Raw genomic sequence first — 17,777 nt, 5'->3', positions numbered from 1 at the left:
ATGGCTGCTTCCTTCCTCAAAAAGGGGGATTAAAGGCTACAGGCTCTTGCTAGCAGTTCCTGACTCACGGCTTTGGAGGCGATACGTTGCTCGACCTCTTTGCCGTACTGTTTAACGCGCGCATAGCTGTCCTGGTTCCGACGGTCGCGGGCGCGCGAGTCTTCTACAGTTTGGCGGTTGGCAAGGTCAATCAGTGCTTTCAGGCTCATGGCGTCTCTCAAGAACGTGCACATTTTCATTGAAGGTAGCAGAAGCGCTAGTCAATGCAAAACGAAACGATGCGGAATGCATCTAGCTTCACGACAGCATCAAAATGAATCGCTCTGGCGGTAGCGTGCGTGACGTGCACCGAAAGGTGCATCGAAACGGGTGCGCATTATACAGATTGATCAACAAACGAACAGTGAAGTTCCCGCGATTCGTCGGATCGCCAAGATGCAACACTCGACGAACCGTTCACCGCTTTCATTTAGCATATCGGCAGAGCATCGTCGAACTCAAGAGGCTGGCCCCTTCATTTTTGCCGCGTATTTCGTCTTCATCCATCCGGCGCAGCCTGGGTTAGCGATAGCGTTCTCGAACATCAGTCATTTTTTGTAGGTATCCACCTGGCGTGAAAGGCGTACCCATTTATAGTGCTTTTTTCGAAAAGCCCTTTTACCTCAATGCCTTGGTGAGTAGCTGATTTGATTGGAGATGTAGAAAGGTATTCAGAAAGCGCGCCCATCGCCGAGTCACCGTATCGGAGGTCATGAAGATATTCCTCGGGATTGGATTGGGGCATATTATTAAAATAATTTTTCAACGCTATCTTGGCTTGGCATCTGAGTGTCGGGCACATGAAGACCGAGGAAAGGTGTGGCGAATTTCAAATCGACAGAAATGCGGTTCCTTGATTCGATCTTCGACATGGGTGGCGGATACGTTCTCGACTTCTCCAACCGCACGATGGACGAGTTCTTCATGGAGGAGCTTGAAATCGACATCTCGCACGAGATGTTTTCCAAGGATGGCACCTCCAAGGCCAGGCGCGTCAGATGCCTCCTCCAGAACGCCGATCATTCCACGGTAGCTCGAGTGCTCGAAGCCCTCTGGAAACACCGGCAAATGATACGGGCAGAGAGCAAGGCTACGGAAGATGTCGTGAACGCCGAAGGCCGCTTTCTATCCCTGCTCGAGTCAATTAGATCGCCGGGGCAGCACGCCCAGGTGGTACAAAATCCTTTCGCTGCAGCGGCGCTGGTTAATCAGGGCCCAATACTCGACGCACTGAAACAGCGGCTTTACGATCTGCGCGATCTGCCACCGCAGAAGCGTGGCTACGAATTCGAAGGATTTCTCAAAGAGCTTTTTGACTCATCCAAACTTCAGGCGCGTTCGCCGTTCAGCCTGATTGGCGAGCAAATAGACGGTAGCTTCCAGCTTGGAAACGAAACGTACTTGATCGAGGCCAAATGGGTCAGAGATCCGATTGGGGCAGCGGAGCTACACACGTTTCAGGGGAAACTCGATCAAAAGGCTGCATGGGCGCGTGGCGTTTTCATCAGCTATGGCGGGTTCACACAAGAAGGCCTTCACGCATTCGGCAGAGGTCGGAAGGTGATTTGCATGTCCGGCGAGGATATCTACAAAGCACTGGGACGGCGCATACCCATTGCGGAGGTGATTGACCGGAAGGTTAGAGCTGCCGCAGAAACTGGCGCTGCGTTCGTGCCGCTGGATGAGTTGTTCAAGCCGTGACCTGTCTGGGACGCAGACGGTTGGCTCTAATTTCCCTGCGACTCATTTCCCGGTTGGTCTGACTGGACGCCGGTAGGGCCACAACTCGGCGTCGCCGAGGTTTGGTTCACAACAGCCGTGCCCCCCAGGGTCAAACCCCAACTTAGCTGTTCGTACTCGGCGATCCCGAGGCCTGAAGGTGGCCAGCATCCGCAGCCAGCCATCCCCAGTTCACTCACATCTCAGGATGGATGTCGTCGAAGGAATTGACGTCCACCTCGAACTCCAAGGTGCCGAACCGGGCCAACAGATCTGCTCGCAGCGCTCCCTCGGCACACGGCTCAACGTCCACCCAGTAGCTGTAGATCATCCCGTCATCTGAGGTATACCCTCTAACCTTCGCGCCTGCCAGAAGCTCCGCATCCTCTAGGGATATCTCAAGCCCACTGGCCAGCGCTTGCGCCATGCTAATGCTGGGACGGTGCTCCCCGCTTTCAGCGGCCTGTTGGTGCGCCCTGTCCTCCCATTCAGTCCTGCGATCACGGTCTGCATCCGTTTCGCTAGTGATGATGCAAACACCGTCCTCACCGAGCGACCACCTGCCATCTCGCCGAACCAGATTAACATCCGCCTTAAGGAAGAAAACCCTACCGTAGTAGACACGGTCAGGATCCTGCTGTCCTTCCCAGTCGATAGACATGCCCAACCTGAGTGCGCCAATTGCATCGTCATAGGAGACTGACTCCACCTCGCTATCACAGATGGTGAACTCACTAGCGTTGGTCTCGGCCATCGCGCCGGACAGCATGTGCTCCAGCTCTCGATCCAGCTCGGAGAATACATAATCCTCGAAGATCGCTTCCTTGAAGTCACGCACGCCAAAGGCGGCGAGCATCAAACGCGGATCCGTGGGGTTTCGGTGGGCGACGACAACGAGCTCGTGGTACTCCTCGAACCCAGCCTGACGCGCAAGCGCTTCTTGGGCAGCAGAAAGCTTCGTGTCGTGTTCACGAGCATGCTGCTTGGCTTGCGATTTGATGATGCTGATAGGGGAGAAATCGGACATAGCAAGTATCCAAAACCATTCGACGCTTTGGTACCGATTGCCTGTTCACCGGGCAGCGTCTGGGTAGGGACATGCCGATGTAAAACGTGGGGTGCATCTACGATGGGCTATTGCTTCGCGAAACAGGCGCCAGGCGACCATCACCGCCTAGTGGGATCATAGGTCAACGAGCCCAACTCGACAACTCGAAAGATGCTCAATTTCCTAAGTGGCATTAACACGAGCGACACTTAAATTTTGACGCTTTATACAGTCAAAAATACGACTTATACAAAGAACAACTCTTGCAACAAATAACAGTTGTCGCCGGTTTGTTTATTCTGATAAATACTGCGTCTGTTGGGTGCTACCACCCAAGTGCTCTTTAAATATGACTGAAATTTGGGCTTGCGGTTTTTGACCGGGAAACTGGTCGCCTTGGTGTTCGCCTTGGCTTTCTTCGCCGCGCAGGTTGGTGCTGCCCATCGCTCCTGAGTGCTTAGCGCCTAGGGCAATCCCAAAGGTGATCCAAGGGTTTGTCTCTGATCGTTTGATGCGTTGAGGCGAAATGTGATGTGGCGGTAATGCGGCGGACGGCTTATCAAGGGACTTGATAAGCAGAACTGTGGTTTGTAGTGGCATCTTCAGCGTTCCTTTCGGCCCGGAATGCTTGGCGGCGGGGCAATTTCGCCTGTCGTTGGGAACATCAGTCATGGTTAATTTAAAGAACCTAGCGCGCCGCAAGGCGCGTCAGTCTATGCACAACAGTGAAGATGCTCGTGTCATCGAGACAGCTCCATCTCAAGAACCTAAAGCGGGTCGGATTGCGTGGGTAAAGGCGAAGGCAGTAACCCTGCTCAAGTGGATCGCACGTATTCGTCTATGCATCTGGTTATGGGAGAAGACTGTTGAGGGCTGGGATTTTGTCGAGACAGTGGTGATTCCATTTATTGAGAACCTCCCATGACACAACAAACCACATCATTCGAATTCAGAGGGGCCGGTTCTTCGGGGCCGGCCCATCACCGGAAGCTTGGACATGGATGCTCCGTTCTATCCTCATAGCCCTATCCACAGCATCAGCGCCTTAGCACGTGCTCTCGGAGAGCCAGTCGAGAGGCTAATCGCACTTGCTCATCGTAGCTCTCGTCTTTATCGATATGTCCCGCAAACAAAAAAAGACGGCATAACACCCAGACATACCTATGATGCTCATGAGCCTCTGAAGACGATCCAGCGCAAGATCGTGGATCGGATCCTCAGCAAGGTTGCGTTCCCTGGATACCTGCACGGCGGTATCAGAGATCCCAAGCTACCCCGCAGCATTTACTCGAACGCTCGGGTTCATACCGGCGCCAAGACAGTCATTCTTCAGGACATCGCTGATTTCTTCCCCTCAATTACAAACGAGCACATTCATCGCTTGTTCGTGGGTCTCTTCCGCTTCTCCGCAGATGTAGCCACTCTGCTTGCGGATCTAGTTACTCGTGAGGGCCAGGTTCCACAAGGGGCGAGTACAAGTAGCTACTTGGCCAACCTAGTGTTTTGGGATATCGAGCCGGCGCTCGTCACTCGCTTTAAAGCTCAGGGACTGGCGTATTCGCGCTTCGCAGATGACATTACTGTATCTAGCAAAACTCGTATTGATCAAGCTACCACCTCCCAAGTTATTGCCTCTGTCACATGGATGCTCGGACAAAAAGGCTGCCTGCAGAAGCGGAGCAAGCTGCATGTTCGTAAGCGCGGGCAAGCATTGATCACTAGCGATAAAGCTGACGCCGTCACCGTGACCGGATTAGTGGTGAACGGGCCGATACCGGCGCTTCCCAAAAAACATCGGATGGCAATCCGCGCCGCCGTGAAACAGCTAGAGGATCGCTTCGAAGGTAATTCAGGTCAGCTGTCCGCTGATGATGAAAAGGAGGCGCGTCGAGTGATGGGACGCATAGGCAGGTTGATCGCTTGTGGGCATCCAGAGGGGCAGCGCCTCAAGGCTCGCGTTCGAGTATTACTGATGCGTGCGCCACTTATGGAGCGATATGCAGATACCGAGTTTCAGGTTCAGATGGTTGCGGAGACCACCGCAGATCTGGACGTAGCGGCTAGCAGCTTGCAAATTGACCTGCCGGTGGATCTACCTTGGAAAGTTGGCTAACCGTTGGCTGGCAGTTGTTTTGGCTGTGATACTCAGGAGCGGTTTGGCTAGAAAATGGGGCGATGTCGCTGACATGCAGACGAAGCTTCAAGCTCCGTAACCGCAACAAATTTCTACCCTGCGATACAGGAAGTTAAAACATTAAAATTCCAGTACGAAAGCTAAATCGGTTCTACGAGAATACGTCTCAGAGCAACGTAATTCAGTCTGTGAGAAGGCTTATATTCACCCATTGCTCTCAGCCTATTGAAGAGCTTGGCCGGTATCACGCCGATATGGTCTATAGCAAAGGCGGGACAGGAATACTGATCAAGTACCAGCAGAAATTTTTTCTCCTGACGGCTCAACACGTTCTAGATGCGAACTACGAGGCGGCACAAAACGAGTCGCCGTTCTTCACTCACCTCTTTGCTAAGAGAGGCTGGGAAGGAATAGAGGGTATGGGATTCCCAATGCGCGGCTGGCGTATCGGTGAGCTGATAACGGCAGATAGTCCCTGTATCGACATGCAAGACATCGTGCTGATCGAGCTTTCATCCTCGCTATTCCGTTTTCCCGATAAATTCATCGACCTAGATGGCACGAATGGCCGTATAGCCGTAGCTGTAAGCGATTTGTATGACGGCATGTTATTGGTAGCCTCTGGCTACCCAATAGATGAAAACCCGATTGAGTATCCGTATGGCGATGACTACAACTGCTCGACAGTGATCAATAAGCATATCTTTCACGGTGTTTGTGAGTTCGAAGGATCAGCCCCCATCCTGCGTTTTCTTGGTCAGATCACACACTCAGAAATGAATGGAATGAGTGGTGGGATGGTTTCTAACCTAATGCCTAAATCCAACCAGGTTGCCTGGGTCGGTATGATTCAGAAGGCTGGTAATGGAATTCTCCGTTTCTATCCCGCATGCTGGATTATCCCAGCCATCAAGAACTATATGCAGGCGAGCCATTACGTCATAGATCCTGCTGTCCATATGGCAAATCTAGAAATTGAATCTACTCCAGAAGCAATCCAAGGTAGAGCAGAGTATTTCAAGATGATCAAGGTCATAACGGATGATATGAGGGCTAGAGAAGCAGGACATTAGCATTAGCCAATGCTCCTCTCTCGGCCCACTGCCCTACTTTTCAGGCTTAAAACGCCAGTTCGACTCACCTTATGCCAAACGCTGTTATGGGATCAACGGCGCTGAACCCAGCGATTCCTTACGAAGTAAGGTTGTATGCGATTCCAGATTCAACATCGTCGATGAGAGCTAGCTTTAAGCCTTACTTCCAGTGATGGATGTGATGCTTTTGACCACAAGTACGGCAACCATGCCTACAAGCGCGCCTACCAGGCAGTGAATGCCTAAAGTTGCGAAGGTTTCCCACGCCCCTGCCCCTTCGACCAGTCTCTCAGCAAAGTGCTGCATCGGCCCGATGCCTTCTGTAATGAACGCCCCCCCGACCAGGAACATTGCCACAGTTCCGATCCAGGATAATGCTTTCATAAGCTTCGGAGCAGCCGACAGCAGCCATCGCCCGACAGTCCGCACCACAGAACCCCATGTACCGGTAGCTTTAGACTTCTGGAGAATAAGACCAGCATCATCCAAGCGGACGATCCCCGCGACCAATCCGTAAACGCCCACTGTCATGACTACCGCGATCAGCGCTAACGTCAAAATCTGTTGGAGCATCGGGGCATCAGTAACGATATTTAGGGTGATGACGATGATCTCGGCGCTCAGGATGAAGTCCGTTCGAACAGCCCCTGCAATCTTCCGCTTTTCATAAGCTGCAAGCTCTTCAGGCGTCTTAGGCTTCGTTTTGTTTGGCTGCCCTGTGTCATCGTCTCGACCAGCCGTGAGCTTGTCCTTGATAGCCTCAAAGCCCTCATAACAGAGATATGCTCCCCCAATCATGAGCAGCCAGTGAACCGCCGCAGGCAACAGTGCGTTCAATACCAAGGCACAAGGCACCAGGATGGCTTTGTTTCTCAACGAGCCCTTGAATACAGCCCATACCACCGGCAGCTCTCGGTCAGCTTTCATGCCGGTGACCTGCTCAGCATTCACAGCAAGGTCGTCGCTCAAGACGCTGGCCGATTTCTTCGCCGCGACTTTGCTCATGAGGGAGATGTCGTCTAGCAGCGTGGCGATGTCGTCCAGAAGTGCGAAGAGGCTACTGCCCGCCATTACGAGATTCCTTACTTGATTTTTTAGTTAATAGAGACGTCGCTGGGCCACGGCCATGAGCGTCCACGATGTAGACAGAGAACGGCTTTCCGTCAGTTATGGGGCATCGACATGCTACTAGACCATCGCTGGGAGACACCGTTCGGTATTCAGACAAGACATCGCCACACGGCAAGGCACTTAGCGCTTTCCGGGCCGCTCGAAATATATAAACCGTGGAAGTGTTATTTGTAAAATCGATGTGGGCACTTAGCCATCAAAAGCAGTATCCTCGTGGTCATTGGCCACGTTGTTGAGCCTCAAAGGTGCAAGGGACTGATGAACATCTTAAATTTTCAAAGCGAGAACCCATCCGAACGGGACGCGTTCAAAGGCGAGAGCCACGACAGGGTAGCGCAAGCTATCCATGACTATATAAGTAGTCGAAAAAACCACCGGGTAATCGGACTTGATGGTGAGTTTGGTTCAGGCAAAAGCTCTATCCTGCAAATGCTCGAGAAAAAAATAAAGGACAAAGGTTCGAAATCCGTACTATGGATATTCGACTGCGAGCAAAACTATCAAGGATCTATAAAAAGTAATTTTATCGAATTATTTACTGATCAAGTTACAGATCTTCTCACTAAAGTTGGAGATAAGGACGCCATACCAGAAGTCCTGAAAACCCGTGACATTGCCTTAGGCCGACACTTCAGTTATACAAAAGATACTAGAAGCCACATCAGCGTATGGGCAGTCCTTCTAATCGCAAGTGGTGTGCTCAGCCCTACGTTCATTAGAGACTACCTACCACAGCTAAGGGCGAGTGCAGAGTTACCCTGGTGGCAACATCTCTTCTACCTAGGCACTAGCCTAGCCCCAGTTATCATTCTGATCCTCGCATATTTCTTCAACGGCAAAGAACAAACTGGCAAAAAGCGCTGGAACATCAGCAGCCTCCTCAAAGGGAGTTCGGATGACCAGATCACCGAGACGATTGAGATCAGCAAGGAAGTCAGCCCTTTAGACTTGAAACGGGCATTAAGAAATCATCTTCACGCAGTTAAAGAGCATCATTTCATTATAGTGATAGACAACCTCGACCGACTGCCTCGAGACGTCCTACGCTCGGTATGGAGTGACCTGGAGATCTTCACATCAGTAACGGGAACCGAGAACCTGAGCGTGATTGTTCCTTTTTGCTCAACGAAGGTGTCGAAATACCTAAATGGAGATACTGAGCATAGCTACGACTCCAAGGATTTCATCGCTAAGAAATTCCCTGTCGTATTTCGTACACCACCAATCATCACATCCGGATGGAAGGATGCATTTCGCGCGCTGTGGTCTGAGACCTTCGGCCCAGCGAGTCAAAGCGATGCAGATACTTGCAGCATCATTTTGCAACGTCACAGCCCCATGGCAGGAGGCTTAGTTACACCACGCTTACAAAAAAGATTCATTAACGATATCGCCACGACCATGCTGGTTACAGCCGGGCAGCCAAGCGTTGTATGCATCGCGGCTTATATCGCGGTCTGTAAATACAACAATATCCCCATAGAGACGTTGCTAAAGGAGCCAAGTGCGCCGGCGACAGACTCTGCTACTCCGACCGATAAGGCTGATGAAAAAGAGCTAAAAGAGATAACTAGCTTGAACCTGGTCAGAACCAGACGCACTCTTCAAACACTGTTCGGGGAGGACATGGATCAAGGCTGGCCAATTCAAATTCTCCAGATCCATTTCCAAACATCTCCTGATATCGCCATCGCTGAACTGATTGATCAACCCTTGGCAACTGCCATTGAATCTCAGGACGGAAAAAAACTAGCTTCGCTAGTGCCGTACTTTGGCTTTACCGACTCATTTGTGAGGGGCTTGGAAGGTGCAGTCTCGCCTAATAATCTATTCCTCACACTGCATGAGGCGGCTTCGTCAGGGAACTGCGACATCGGTGCGCTGATTCCTCTTGTCAATAAACGGTTTACAGAGAGCCCTCTACTGGAAGGTCACGTTCCCGAAACAGGTTATTTTGAGGCTATAAAAGGATTGATTAATCTGGGAGTCAGCAAAACGATTTTCGATGGAAAGCTTGAAGCTGCCCACGACGCTTTCTTGCAGATGAACAGGCAAGCGTTCGACCCCGACGCCAATGACTCATATCAGAAAACAATCACTCTGTATGACAGTTATCTCCATGCGTTGGACTATCAATTTCCAGAGCTGACTATGGATAGCTCTGAGGTACTGTTCCACACCTTAGTTCCGGATCCAGACCTCTTGGTAATCGACACCAATCGCATTTCTCTCAGCCAGAAGGGCCGTGTCGACGCAGTTAGACAGATTATCTCCAATGATACCGTCGCTCTTGAAATGACTCCCCTGCCGGAAGATGAGTGGGTGCACTGCCTTTACCAATACTTCGGGCAAATGAAGCTATCCGTAAAGAAGCGCGATTATCAACTAGACGATGAACAAGCTGCGGAAATTACGACTGCGATTAGCAGTGATCCTGCCGACGAGCGAGCTTGGCTTGGCCTGGCTTTTTTTGAAAAATACTCTAGCTCCATACCTACCCTTATCAAGAGCTACGCATCCTCTACAAAATCAAACTTTATAAAGATCGCTATGGCGGTTGCATATATCCGACAGGATATGGGAGCTGAGCTTGCCGAGATTCCAGAAATAGAATCTGCTTTTGCTCAAGAGCCAGAGTTTCTAAATGCGATGACGGGCGCTTTGATAACAACTGGTAATCTGTTCGCGCTGGTTCTACAGCCCGAGTCAAGAGAGCTAGTGGCTCCGTTACTCGTCCGAGTGATTAAGGACAGACTGGCAGCTAGCATTTTTACTGTTGATGTATACCGACACTACACCGAACTGTGCGAAGCGTTAGAAGATGCCGGCCTACAAGAAGGCGAATTTTTAGAATGGTTCACTTCATTTCCTTTAGCGGTTCAGAACATTCCAACATTAGACCAAATAGATCCGCAGTTTCTTGAGGAGATCCTCACCGGATCGAACAAGATGCTACTTGCGTTCAGAGCACATATTCTAAACAGAGACTTTGGGCCGGAGATTGCTGCTCCTGCTTGGCTCGCGATATTCAACAGCCCCAACCCTAGGGTAGCTAATGCGCTGGATCACATGGCGGTTCGTAAGCTAGATTTCGCAGGAGAGAAAAACGCTCACTCTGCAATCTCAACGTACTTTACGACTGCGGTCAAACAATCTCCATTCGTGGCCCTTTCCCCATCGGCGCTCAGAAATATAAAAAACGTACTGAATCTTTTCGACAAGGACACTAAGTTTATTGTCGGTACCGAACTTAGAGCTTGCATCTATGATAGCGCTACCGCTGTTGAGTCCTCGATATTCATATTGTCTGAGTTCGGAGCCCTACTTCCAAGTGTCGCTCCTCGAAATGCCGTTGAGGAAGACCGCTTACTCCGAATACTTTTGTTCCTCCACCGCGAGCCAGGATCTACCTCCCTAGCTTCGGACTTCCTAGATAGCAGATGGGAACAGCTCGCAGACTGGTCGATCTCTAAGGATCACAAAGACACCTATGCCTCCTATGTGACAAAACTCAAAGAGCGGCTGCCCAAGGTGCATAAAGACCTTTCGAACAAAACAGGCTTCAAGGCAAGAATGAAGAAATTCGCAGGTGCTTTGATGGCAAGACCCGCAGATACCGACGATTGATACAAATCGAACAGAGCGGCATCTGGAGTTGTGAGCCGACATCACTCAGACTTTTTCGGGCTTCCGGGGTATGCCATAGACCGAGGTGTGCCAGGAAGGCCCAGGCAAGAGCATTCCCAGTCAAATGCAGATCTTAAGCTTCCACATCAGGAGCAGGAGCAGGAGCAGGAGCAGGAGCAGGAGCAGGAGCAGGAGCAGGAGCAGGAGCAGGTCAAAGCCTAAGGGCTTTGACACCAAAGCGGAGTGTGTCTAGAAAATCACCGCCGAGTAAATGGTGTCGCGCACCAGGGTGGGCGAAGGCTCGTTGCTCATCATGATCGCCAGGATCACCACCTCCACGAGCACGGCGGCGAGGGTGAGGATCATGGTGCCGTAGGGGTCGCCGACTTTTTCCGCGAGTTGCTCGGCGTGATGGGCAACGCGCATCGACGCCATCACAATAAAGCCAATGAGTGCCGCGCCAGCCAGCAGCGCCACCATTTGTCCGCTGTGCAGCATCCAGTGCTCCAGCGGGTAGGCGGCGATGGCGGCAATCAGCGCCAGCAGCATGAATTTTTCTTGCTTGAGTGAGGTAAGCATTTCGGGCCTTTTAGTACGGCAAATCTGTCATTGATGGGGTACAGACTGCGCGGTGTCGCTAACGTTTCGTTACATCTTAGTTGAGAGGGTTCTTGCATGAATAAAACCAAAACTCTCCTGCTGGTCAGGTTTTACCGATTATTTCAGCTATGGCCTGTAGAATGTCGCCATTGCACCTGATGAGAATTTAGAAAATGTACGATTGGCTCAACGCCCTGCCCAAGGCTGAATTGCACCTGCATCTGGAGGGCTCGCTGGAGCCTGAGTTGCTGTTCGCCCTGGCCGAGCGCAACAAGATTGCGCTGCCGTGGAACGACGTCGACACCCTGCGCAAGGCCTACGCATTCAACAACCTGCAAGAGTTTCTTGACCTGTACTACAAGGGCGCCGATGTGCTGCGCACCTCCCAGGATTTCTACGACCTGACCTGGGCCTACCTGCTGCGCTGCAAAGCGCAGAACGTGATCCACACCGAACCCTTCTTCGACCCGCAGACCCACACCGACCGTGGCGTGCCGTTCGAAGTGGTGCTCAACGGCATCGCCGCGGCCCTTAAAGATGGCGAGCAACAACTGGGCATCACCAGCGGTTTGATCCTCAGCTTCCTGCGCCACTTGAGCGAAGCCGAAGCCGAGAAAACCCTGGACCAGGCCTTGCCGTTCCGTGACGCGTTTGTGGCCGTGGGCCTGGACAGTTCGGAAATGGGTCACCCGCCGAGCAAGTTCCAGCGCGTGTTCGACCGCGCCCGCCACGAAGGCTTCCTCACCGTGGCCCACGCCGGTGAAGAAGGCCCGCCCGAATACATCTGGGAAGCCCTCGACCTGCTGAAGATCGAGCGTATCGATCATGGCGTGCGCGCTATCGAAGACGAGCGCTTGATGCAGCGCATCATCGACGAGCAGATCCCGCTGACCGTGTGCCCATTGTCCAACACCAAACTGTGTGTGTTCGACGACATGGCCCAACACAACATCCTCGACATGCTCGAGCGTGGCGTGAAGGTGACGGTGAATTCGGATGACCCGGCGTACTTCGGCGGCTATGTCACCGAGAACTTCCACGCGCTGTACACCTCGCTGGGCATGACCCAGGACCAGGCCAAGCGCCTGGCGCAGAACAGCCTGGATGCCAGACTGGTCAAGCCATAACTGACTGAACGCAGTCCAACATGTGGGAGCTGGCTTGCCTGCGATAGAGGTGTATCAGTGAGCAATTTATTGCCTGGCACACCGCTATCGCGGCGGTTCGACGGTTCGACAAGCCCGGCTCCCACATTCAATTCATCGATCTCACGTCAACACCTCACCCAGCCAGGGTGAATCGGGCGATTTCCCGCTGCCCGATAGCGTGCACCTGCAAGGCCTGCGACTCGTTGATCACACTGATCCAGTTCGACTGCAAAAACAGTTGCAACAACCCTGCCCCCAACGCACCGCCCAGGTGCGGTTGCTGCTGGCTCCAGTCAAAACAGCTACACACCAGCGGCGATGCCAATGCCTGAATGAAAATACCCAGGCCGGCCAAGTGCTGCGCGCCTTTGACCGTAATGTCGGTACGCAACTCATAGCGCTCGATCCACCCCGCCTCCAACAGATGTTGATACAGCTGCGCCCCCAGCTCCCCGCCGAGGTGGCCGTGGCACAACCGGGCATGGCGTAACAGCGGCGGAGCAACCAGGGCCGCCGCTGTTACGCCCGGCGCGCTGCGTGCAACACACGCCATGGTGGTTCTGGCCAAGGCATCGATGGCAGCGCTGACATCAGGTGCCGCAACACGAAACAAACGCTTGCCACGCCGGGCCTCAACCCGCAGCAAACCACCTGCGGTCATTCGCGCCAAGTGCGCATTGGCGGATGTCGGAGACAACCCGGCGAGCGTTGCCAACTCAACCGGCGATTTGGCCGAGCCATCCATCAAGGCCCACAGCATGGCGGTGCGTTTGGGCTCGGCGAGCAAGCTGGCGATCTGACTGATGCAAGGTGCCACTTCCATCTTTTCACTCCCTGTCGATTTATTTTTCTACTGAGGTTGGCGCCAAAGTATAGGGCCGTAAATCGCCGGTTCCACGGCGTCTGACAGCGTAGATAGGGACGGTATCTGAGTGAAATTTCCTGCTTTGATGGAGGCCGTTACGTCGCGCTCAATGGCTCCGGTAATTGGGCAGTCAACATCGCACAACGGGACACGAGCATTTCCCGCAACAGGTTGATGGGTTTGCTCAGTTGCGCGCGATGAGCACACAGCAGATTGAGTGGCGTACGCTCACCGCGCAGCTCAGGCAGGATCAAGCGCAGGCGCCCGGCCAGCACGTCAGTACTCACATCCAGCCAGGACTTGTAGGCAATGCCTACACCCGCCACCGCCCAGCGGCGGACTACGTCGGCATCGTCACTGAAACGGTCGCCGGAGACGGTCAGGCTGACGTCGCGTTTACCGTCGTGAAAAGTCCAGTGGTCGTGGACCCGGCTACCGAGCATGTACAGCAGGCAATTGTGCTGGGCCAGTTGCTCCAACTGCCGAGGCTCGCCAAACCGCGCGAGATAGCTGGGGGAAGCGCATAACACGCGAACGTTTTCCAGCGCGACGGGGAGCGCGACAAGGCTGGAATCCTCGGGTTCACCGTAGCGTAGGGCGATGTCCACCGGCTGGCGGAACAAGTCGGCAATTCGATCACCCAACAACAGGCGCACGCTCAGTTGCGGGTGCTCATGCTGGAATTCATCCAGCCACGGCAGCAATTGGTTACGCCCGAAATCGGAAGGCGCCGACAGCTGGAGCACGCCACTGACATGGTCCTGGCCGCTGGCCAATAAGCGCCGCCCTTCATCCAGCGAGCTCAACGCGGCGCGAGCATATTCCAGGAAACCGTCGCCTTCAGCCGTCAAGCGCAGGCTGCGGGTAGAGCGCGCCAGCAAGCGCGTGCCCAGTTGCTGTTCGATGCGCTTGAGCGCGGCACTGGCTACCGCAGGCGACAGGTCCATCACCCGTGCGGCAGCGGACAGGCTACCCAGGTCCGCCGCACGCACAAACAACTGCAAATCATCAAAACGCAGCATGCATTCCCGCTCATTATCAAAATTTGGTTGAAACAGACCTTTGTTTTAGCGGCTTTTATCTCCTGGGGAAATAGCCAATCATCCGTGCATCCCGTTCATTACGTATCTGGAGTTGAATATGTCCACTGCCTTTAACGTCATCGCCACGCTGATCGCCAAACCCGGCCAGCAGGCCACCTTGGAAACCTTGCTGCGCGGCCTGCTGGAACCCACCCGCCTTGAGGCCGGTTGTGAGCAGTACGACCTGCACCAGGACCTGCAACACCCCGAAACCTTCTACATGCTCGAACGCTGGAGCGACGACGCAGCACTGGCCGACCACGACCAGAGCGCGCACATCCAGAGCTTTCGCGCCAAGGCCGCTGATGTGATCGAACACTTCGACCTCAAGCGCCTGAAGTTTCTTGCCTGATCACCCGCCCTTTTCCTGGAGCCATCATGAAAGCCATTGCCTACTACGCCTCGCTGCCGATCAACGACCCGAACGCCCTGCAAGACATTGAGTTGCCAGCGCCCGTCGCCGGCCCGCGTGACCTGCTGGTGGAAGTCAAAGCCATCTCGGTCAACCCGGTGGACACCAAAGTGCGCCAGAACGTCGCCCCGGAAAACGGCGCCGCCAAGGTGCTGGGCTGGGACGTGGCTGGCGTGGTCAAGGCTGTCGGCAGCGAAGTGACGCTGTTCAAGGCCGGTGACAAGGTGTTCTACGCCGGCTCTCTGGTACGCCCGGGGGGCAACAGCGAATTGCACACCGTGGACGAACGCATCGTCGGGCACATGCCGAAAAGCCTGGGTTTTGCCGACGCTGCCGCCCTGCCACTGACCGCCATCACCGCCTGGGAACTGCTGTTCGAACGCCTGCAAGTGCGTGAAGGCAAACAGGATGAAGGCCAGAGCCTGCTGATCGTCGGCGCCGCGGGTGGCGTAGGATCGATCCTGACCCAGTTGGCCAGCCAGCTCACCGCCTTGAAAGTGATCGGCACCGCTTCGCGCCCGGAAACCCAGGAATGGGCCAAGGCCCTCGGCGCCGACCTGGTGATCGATCACAGCCAACCGCTGAGCGAAGCGCTGAAAGCAGCCGGCCACGCGCAAGTGACCCACGTCGCCAGCCTGACCCAGACCGACCATCACCTGGACCAACTGGTCGAAGCCCTGCAACCCCAGGGCAAGCTCGCGCTGATCGACGATCCCAAGGCACTGGACGTCAGTAAGCTCAAGCGCAAGAGCCTGTCACTGCATTGGGAGTTCATGTACACGCGCTCGATGTTCGAAACCCCGGACATGATCGAACAGCACAACCTGCTCAATCGCGTGGCCGAACTGATCGACGCAGGCACCCTGAAAACCACAGTGGGTGAGCACTTCGGTGTGATTAATGCGGCGAACCTGCGGCGTGCCCATGCGCTGCTGGAAAGCGGCAAGGCCAAGGGCAAGATCGTGCTGGAAGGGTTCTGAAAAACGTCTGTCAGTGTTGTCCATTATTCCTGTGAGTAATGGACGACACCGCTAGTCTGAGAGTTGATCTTTGTCATATGTGTGAGCGTATTCGGGTTTATATTGGCCGCCTTTGCCACGATTCTTTTACGTGAGGAAGTCAGCAATGAAGATCCTGATAAAAGCGTTAGCAAAATCCGCAGGCAATAAATGGCAGGTTCGTCTCGACGGCGACGCGTTCACCTTCCGCACCGAGGCCGAAGCCCGTGCCTTTGCCGACACCCTGCAAGCCCGTATCCAAGCCCCCCACCGCTTTCCGAACAGCCAGCAACGCTCCGCCGCTGGCTGATCCGCGCTTCAGCCCTGCGCCTGCTCGGCCCTCGCCCGTTGCAGGCGCTGGGTCGACATCGCAATCGTTACCGCCAATACACCGCACAGGCTGATGACGATGGCCATCGGCATCGCCGTGCCGTCGTGCAGCAGACCCACTAATGAAGCAGCGCCCGCCGCCACGCCAAACTGAATGCACCCGAGCAGCGCCGACGCGCTACCGGCGCGTGCACCCTGCCCGCCCATGGCACACGCCGAGGTATTGGGCAAAATGCAGCCCAGGCTCGCGATGCAGATAAACAGCGGCACCAGCAACGGCCACAGCGCTTCGGTGCGTAAGGCCGTGATGCCGAGCAGCGTCAACGCCGCCAACAGGTAAACCCACACACTGCGCGACAGCAGGTACGCCGGGCCACGCTTGGCCAGCAACCGCGCATTCACCTGTGCCACCAGGATAAAGCCTGCGGCATTAGAGCCAAACAGCCAGCCGTAATGCTCGGCTGGCACGCCGTAGAGTTGGATAAACACGAACGGTGAACCGGCAATGTAGGCAAACATCCCGGCAATCGAAATACCGCCGGTGAGCGCGTAACCCAGGTAAACCCGATCGGACAACAGCGAGCCGTAGCGACGTAACGACCCGGACAACGGCTGGCGCGGCTGATGGGCCGGAAAGGTTTCCGGCAGCCCGATCGCCACGGCGATTGCCGCCATCACGCTGAATATCGACAGCGCCAGGAAAATCGACTGCCAGCCCCATAATCCCACCATCACACCGCCAGCCAGCGGCGCGAGGATCGGCGCCAGGCCGGTGACCAGCATCAATTGGGAAAACACTTTGGCCGAGCCCACCGCATCGCATTTGTCGCTGACCACCGCGCGGGAAATCACCATGCCGGCGCAGCCACCGAGGGCCTGCACGAAACGCGCGCCGATCAGCCATTCCAGGGATGGCGCGAAGGCGCAGGCAAAGGAGGCCAGCGTAAACAGAGTGACACCACTGAGCAGCGGGCCGCGTCGACCAAAGCGGTCCGCGAGTGGGCCATAGATCAACTGGCCGATGGCCAGGCCAGCGAAGTACACCGCCAGGGTCAGCTGGATGTGTTTTTCATCGGTGGCAAAGGCCTTGGCCATTGCCGGGAAGCCCGGCAGGTAAAAATCGATCGCCAACGGAGCGAAGGCGCTCAAGGCGCCCAGAATCAGGATTATGCGAAGGTTCATCGGGCACCCAAGTCAAACGGCAGCCCGACAGTCTAGCCGCGCTTGGGCGCATTGAACACGATAGCTCGCTAACTATTTTTACCCGTCAGGCAAGCTTGGCGCTGTAGCCTTCTTCCGTGATCAGGCTGATCACCTGGTCGGCAGACAGGCGGCTCTCGACGCCGACCTCCTTTGCCGCCAGGTCGACCTTTACGCTGGCCGCCGGGTCCTGGCTCTGCAGCGCCTGGGTCACCGCTCGAACGCAATGGCCGCAGGTCATTCCTTCAACGCTGAATACTTGCATGACATGACTCCTTTGATGAGGTTGAACCCAGTCTCGACCTTGCCACGATGGCAAGGTCAAGTTCTGAAAACTTCTGCCGGGCTGG

Annotated in this window: 17 protein-coding genes and 1 pseudogene; 9 read left to right on the top strand and 9 right to left on the bottom strand. The window is 54.6% G+C overall.

What is annotated here, in order from left to right:
• Positions 1-29: 29 nt before the first annotated feature.
• Positions 30-209 (bottom strand): hypothetical protein, encoded by a 180-nt coding sequence (locus HU722_RS04280; protein ID WP_186754725.1) that lies wholly within the window; start codon positions 207-209, stop codon positions 30-32.
• Positions 210-858: 649 nt separating this feature from the next.
• Between HU722_RS04280 and HU722_RS04275 the strand changes: the two genes are divergently transcribed.
• Positions 859-1,740 (top strand): restriction endonuclease, encoded by an 882-nt coding sequence (locus HU722_RS04275; RefSeq protein WP_225930675.1) that lies wholly within the window; start codon positions 859-861, stop codon positions 1,738-1,740.
• Positions 1,741-1,954: 214 nt separating this feature from the next.
• Here HU722_RS04275 and HU722_RS04270 read toward each other — a convergent pair whose 3' ends face one another.
• Both HU722_RS04270 and HU722_RS04265 read right to left on the bottom strand, forming a co-directional pair.
• Positions 1,955-2,785, bottom strand: coding sequence for a hypothetical protein (locus HU722_RS04270; protein ID WP_186754724.1), 831 nt, complete (start codon positions 2,783-2,785; stop codon positions 1,955-1,957).
• Positions 2,786-3,100: 315 nt separating this feature from the next.
• Positions 3,101-3,406: a hypothetical protein gene (locus HU722_RS04265; protein WP_186754793.1), complete on the bottom strand. Its 306-nt coding sequence runs from the start codon at positions 3,404-3,406 to the stop codon at positions 3,101-3,103.
• Positions 3,407-3,476: 70 nt separating this feature from the next.
• Here HU722_RS04265 and HU722_RS04260 point away from each other — a divergent pair, with 70 nt between their 5' ends.
• The 3 genes from HU722_RS04260 (at position 3,477) to HU722_RS04250 (ending at position 6,013) form a co-directional block, all read left to right on the top strand.
• The gene (locus HU722_RS04260) at positions 3,477-3,731 is read left to right on the top strand and encodes a hypothetical protein (RefSeq protein ID WP_186754723.1); all 255 of its coding nucleotides are present in this window, start codon (positions 3,477-3,479) and stop codon (positions 3,729-3,731) included.
• Positions 3,732-3,803: 72 nt separating this feature from the next.
• The gene (locus tag HU722_RS04255) at positions 3,804-4,919 is read left to right on the top strand and encodes a reverse transcriptase family protein (RefSeq protein WP_186754722.1); all 1,116 of its coding nucleotides are present in this window, start codon (positions 3,804-3,806) and stop codon (positions 4,917-4,919) included.
• Between the two features lie 275 nt (positions 4,920-5,194).
• Positions 5,195-6,013, top strand: coding sequence for a hypothetical protein (locus tag HU722_RS04250; RefSeq protein WP_186754720.1), 819 nt, complete (start codon positions 5,195-5,197; stop codon positions 6,011-6,013).
• A gap of 174 nt (positions 6,014-6,187) precedes the next feature.
• Here the strand turns inward: HU722_RS04250 and HU722_RS04245 are convergent, their stop codons facing one another.
• The gene (locus HU722_RS04245) at positions 6,188-7,105 is read right to left on the bottom strand and encodes a DUF808 domain-containing protein (protein ID WP_186754718.1); all 918 of its coding nucleotides are present in this window, start codon (positions 7,103-7,105) and stop codon (positions 6,188-6,190) included.
• A 318-nt stretch (positions 7,106-7,423) separates the two neighbouring features.
• On the opposite strand from HU722_RS04245, the gene HU722_RS04240 reads away from it, so the two are divergent.
• Positions 7,424-10,792: a P-loop NTPase fold protein gene (locus tag HU722_RS04240; protein WP_186754716.1), complete on the top strand. Its 3,369-nt coding sequence runs from the start codon at positions 7,424-7,426 to the stop codon at positions 10,790-10,792.
• Positions 10,793-11,047: 255 nt separating this feature from the next.
• Here HU722_RS04240 and HU722_RS04235 read toward each other — a convergent pair.
• A pseudogene (locus HU722_RS04235) lies at positions 11,048-11,371 on the bottom strand (calcium:proton antiporter); the annotation flags it as partial.
• A 194-nt stretch (positions 11,372-11,565) separates the two neighbouring features.
• Here HU722_RS04235 and HU722_RS04230 point away from each other — a divergent pair.
• Positions 11,566-12,519: an adenosine deaminase gene (locus HU722_RS04230; RefSeq protein ID WP_065874248.1), complete on the top strand. Its 954-nt coding sequence runs from the start codon at positions 11,566-11,568 to the stop codon at positions 12,517-12,519.
• Between the two features lie 154 nt (positions 12,520-12,673).
• On the opposite strand, the gene HU722_RS04225 is transcribed toward HU722_RS04230, so the two are convergent.
• Positions 12,674-13,363 (bottom strand): ArsR/SmtB family transcription factor, encoded by a 690-nt coding sequence (locus HU722_RS04225; RefSeq protein ID WP_065874249.1) that lies wholly within the window; start codon positions 13,361-13,363, stop codon positions 12,674-12,676.
• A 137-nt stretch (positions 13,364-13,500) separates the two neighbouring features.
• Positions 13,501-14,427 carry a transcription regulator VimR gene (gene vimR, locus HU722_RS04220; RefSeq protein WP_065889021.1) on the bottom strand — a complete coding sequence of 309 codons (927 nt, stop codon included), beginning with the start codon at positions 14,425-14,427 and terminating at the stop codon, positions 13,501-13,503.
• Positions 14,428-14,545: 118 nt separating this feature from the next.
• Here vimR and HU722_RS04215 point away from each other — a divergent pair, with 118 nt between their 5' ends.
• The 3 genes from HU722_RS04215 to HU722_RS04205 all read left to right on the top strand — a co-directional run bounded on the left by HU722_RS04215 (position 14,546) and on the right by HU722_RS04205 (position 16,207).
• Positions 14,546-14,839, top strand: coding sequence for a putative quinol monooxygenase (locus tag HU722_RS04215; RefSeq protein WP_065874251.1), 294 nt, complete (start codon positions 14,546-14,548; stop codon positions 14,837-14,839).
• A 26-nt stretch (positions 14,840-14,865) separates the two neighbouring features.
• Complete coding sequence (locus tag HU722_RS04210) at positions 14,866-15,879, top strand: zinc-binding alcohol dehydrogenase family protein (protein ID WP_065889023.1); 1,014 nt, start codon at positions 14,866-14,868, stop codon at positions 15,877-15,879.
• A 145-nt stretch (positions 15,880-16,024) separates the two neighbouring features.
• On the top strand, positions 16,025-16,207 hold the full coding sequence (locus tag HU722_RS04205) for a hypothetical protein (protein WP_049710180.1): 183 nt from the start codon (positions 16,025-16,027) through the stop codon (positions 16,205-16,207).
• 8 nt (positions 16,208-16,215) lie between these two features.
• Here HU722_RS04205 and HU722_RS04200 read toward each other — a convergent pair whose 3' ends face one another.
• Together HU722_RS04200 and HU722_RS04195 are read right to left on the bottom strand one after the other, a co-directional pair.
• A complete protein-coding gene (locus HU722_RS04200; protein WP_065879953.1) occupies positions 16,216-17,409 on the bottom strand; it encodes a multidrug effflux MFS transporter in 1,194 nt (397 codons plus the stop codon).
• 85 nt (positions 17,410-17,494) lie between these two features.
• Positions 17,495-17,692 (bottom strand): heavy-metal-associated domain-containing protein, encoded by a 198-nt coding sequence (locus HU722_RS04195; protein WP_065889025.1) that lies wholly within the window; start codon positions 17,690-17,692, stop codon positions 17,495-17,497.
• Positions 17,693-17,777 lie beyond the last annotated feature (85 nt).

Origin of the sequence: Pseudomonas tritici, from assembly GCF_014268275.3 — a bacterium.
GTDB classification, from domain to species: Bacteria; Pseudomonadota; Gammaproteobacteria; order Pseudomonadales; family Pseudomonadaceae; genus Aquipseudomonas; species Aquipseudomonas tritici.
The sequence above is the reverse complement of the archived record's forward strand: the minus strand, read 5'-3'. Positions and strand labels throughout refer to the sequence as shown.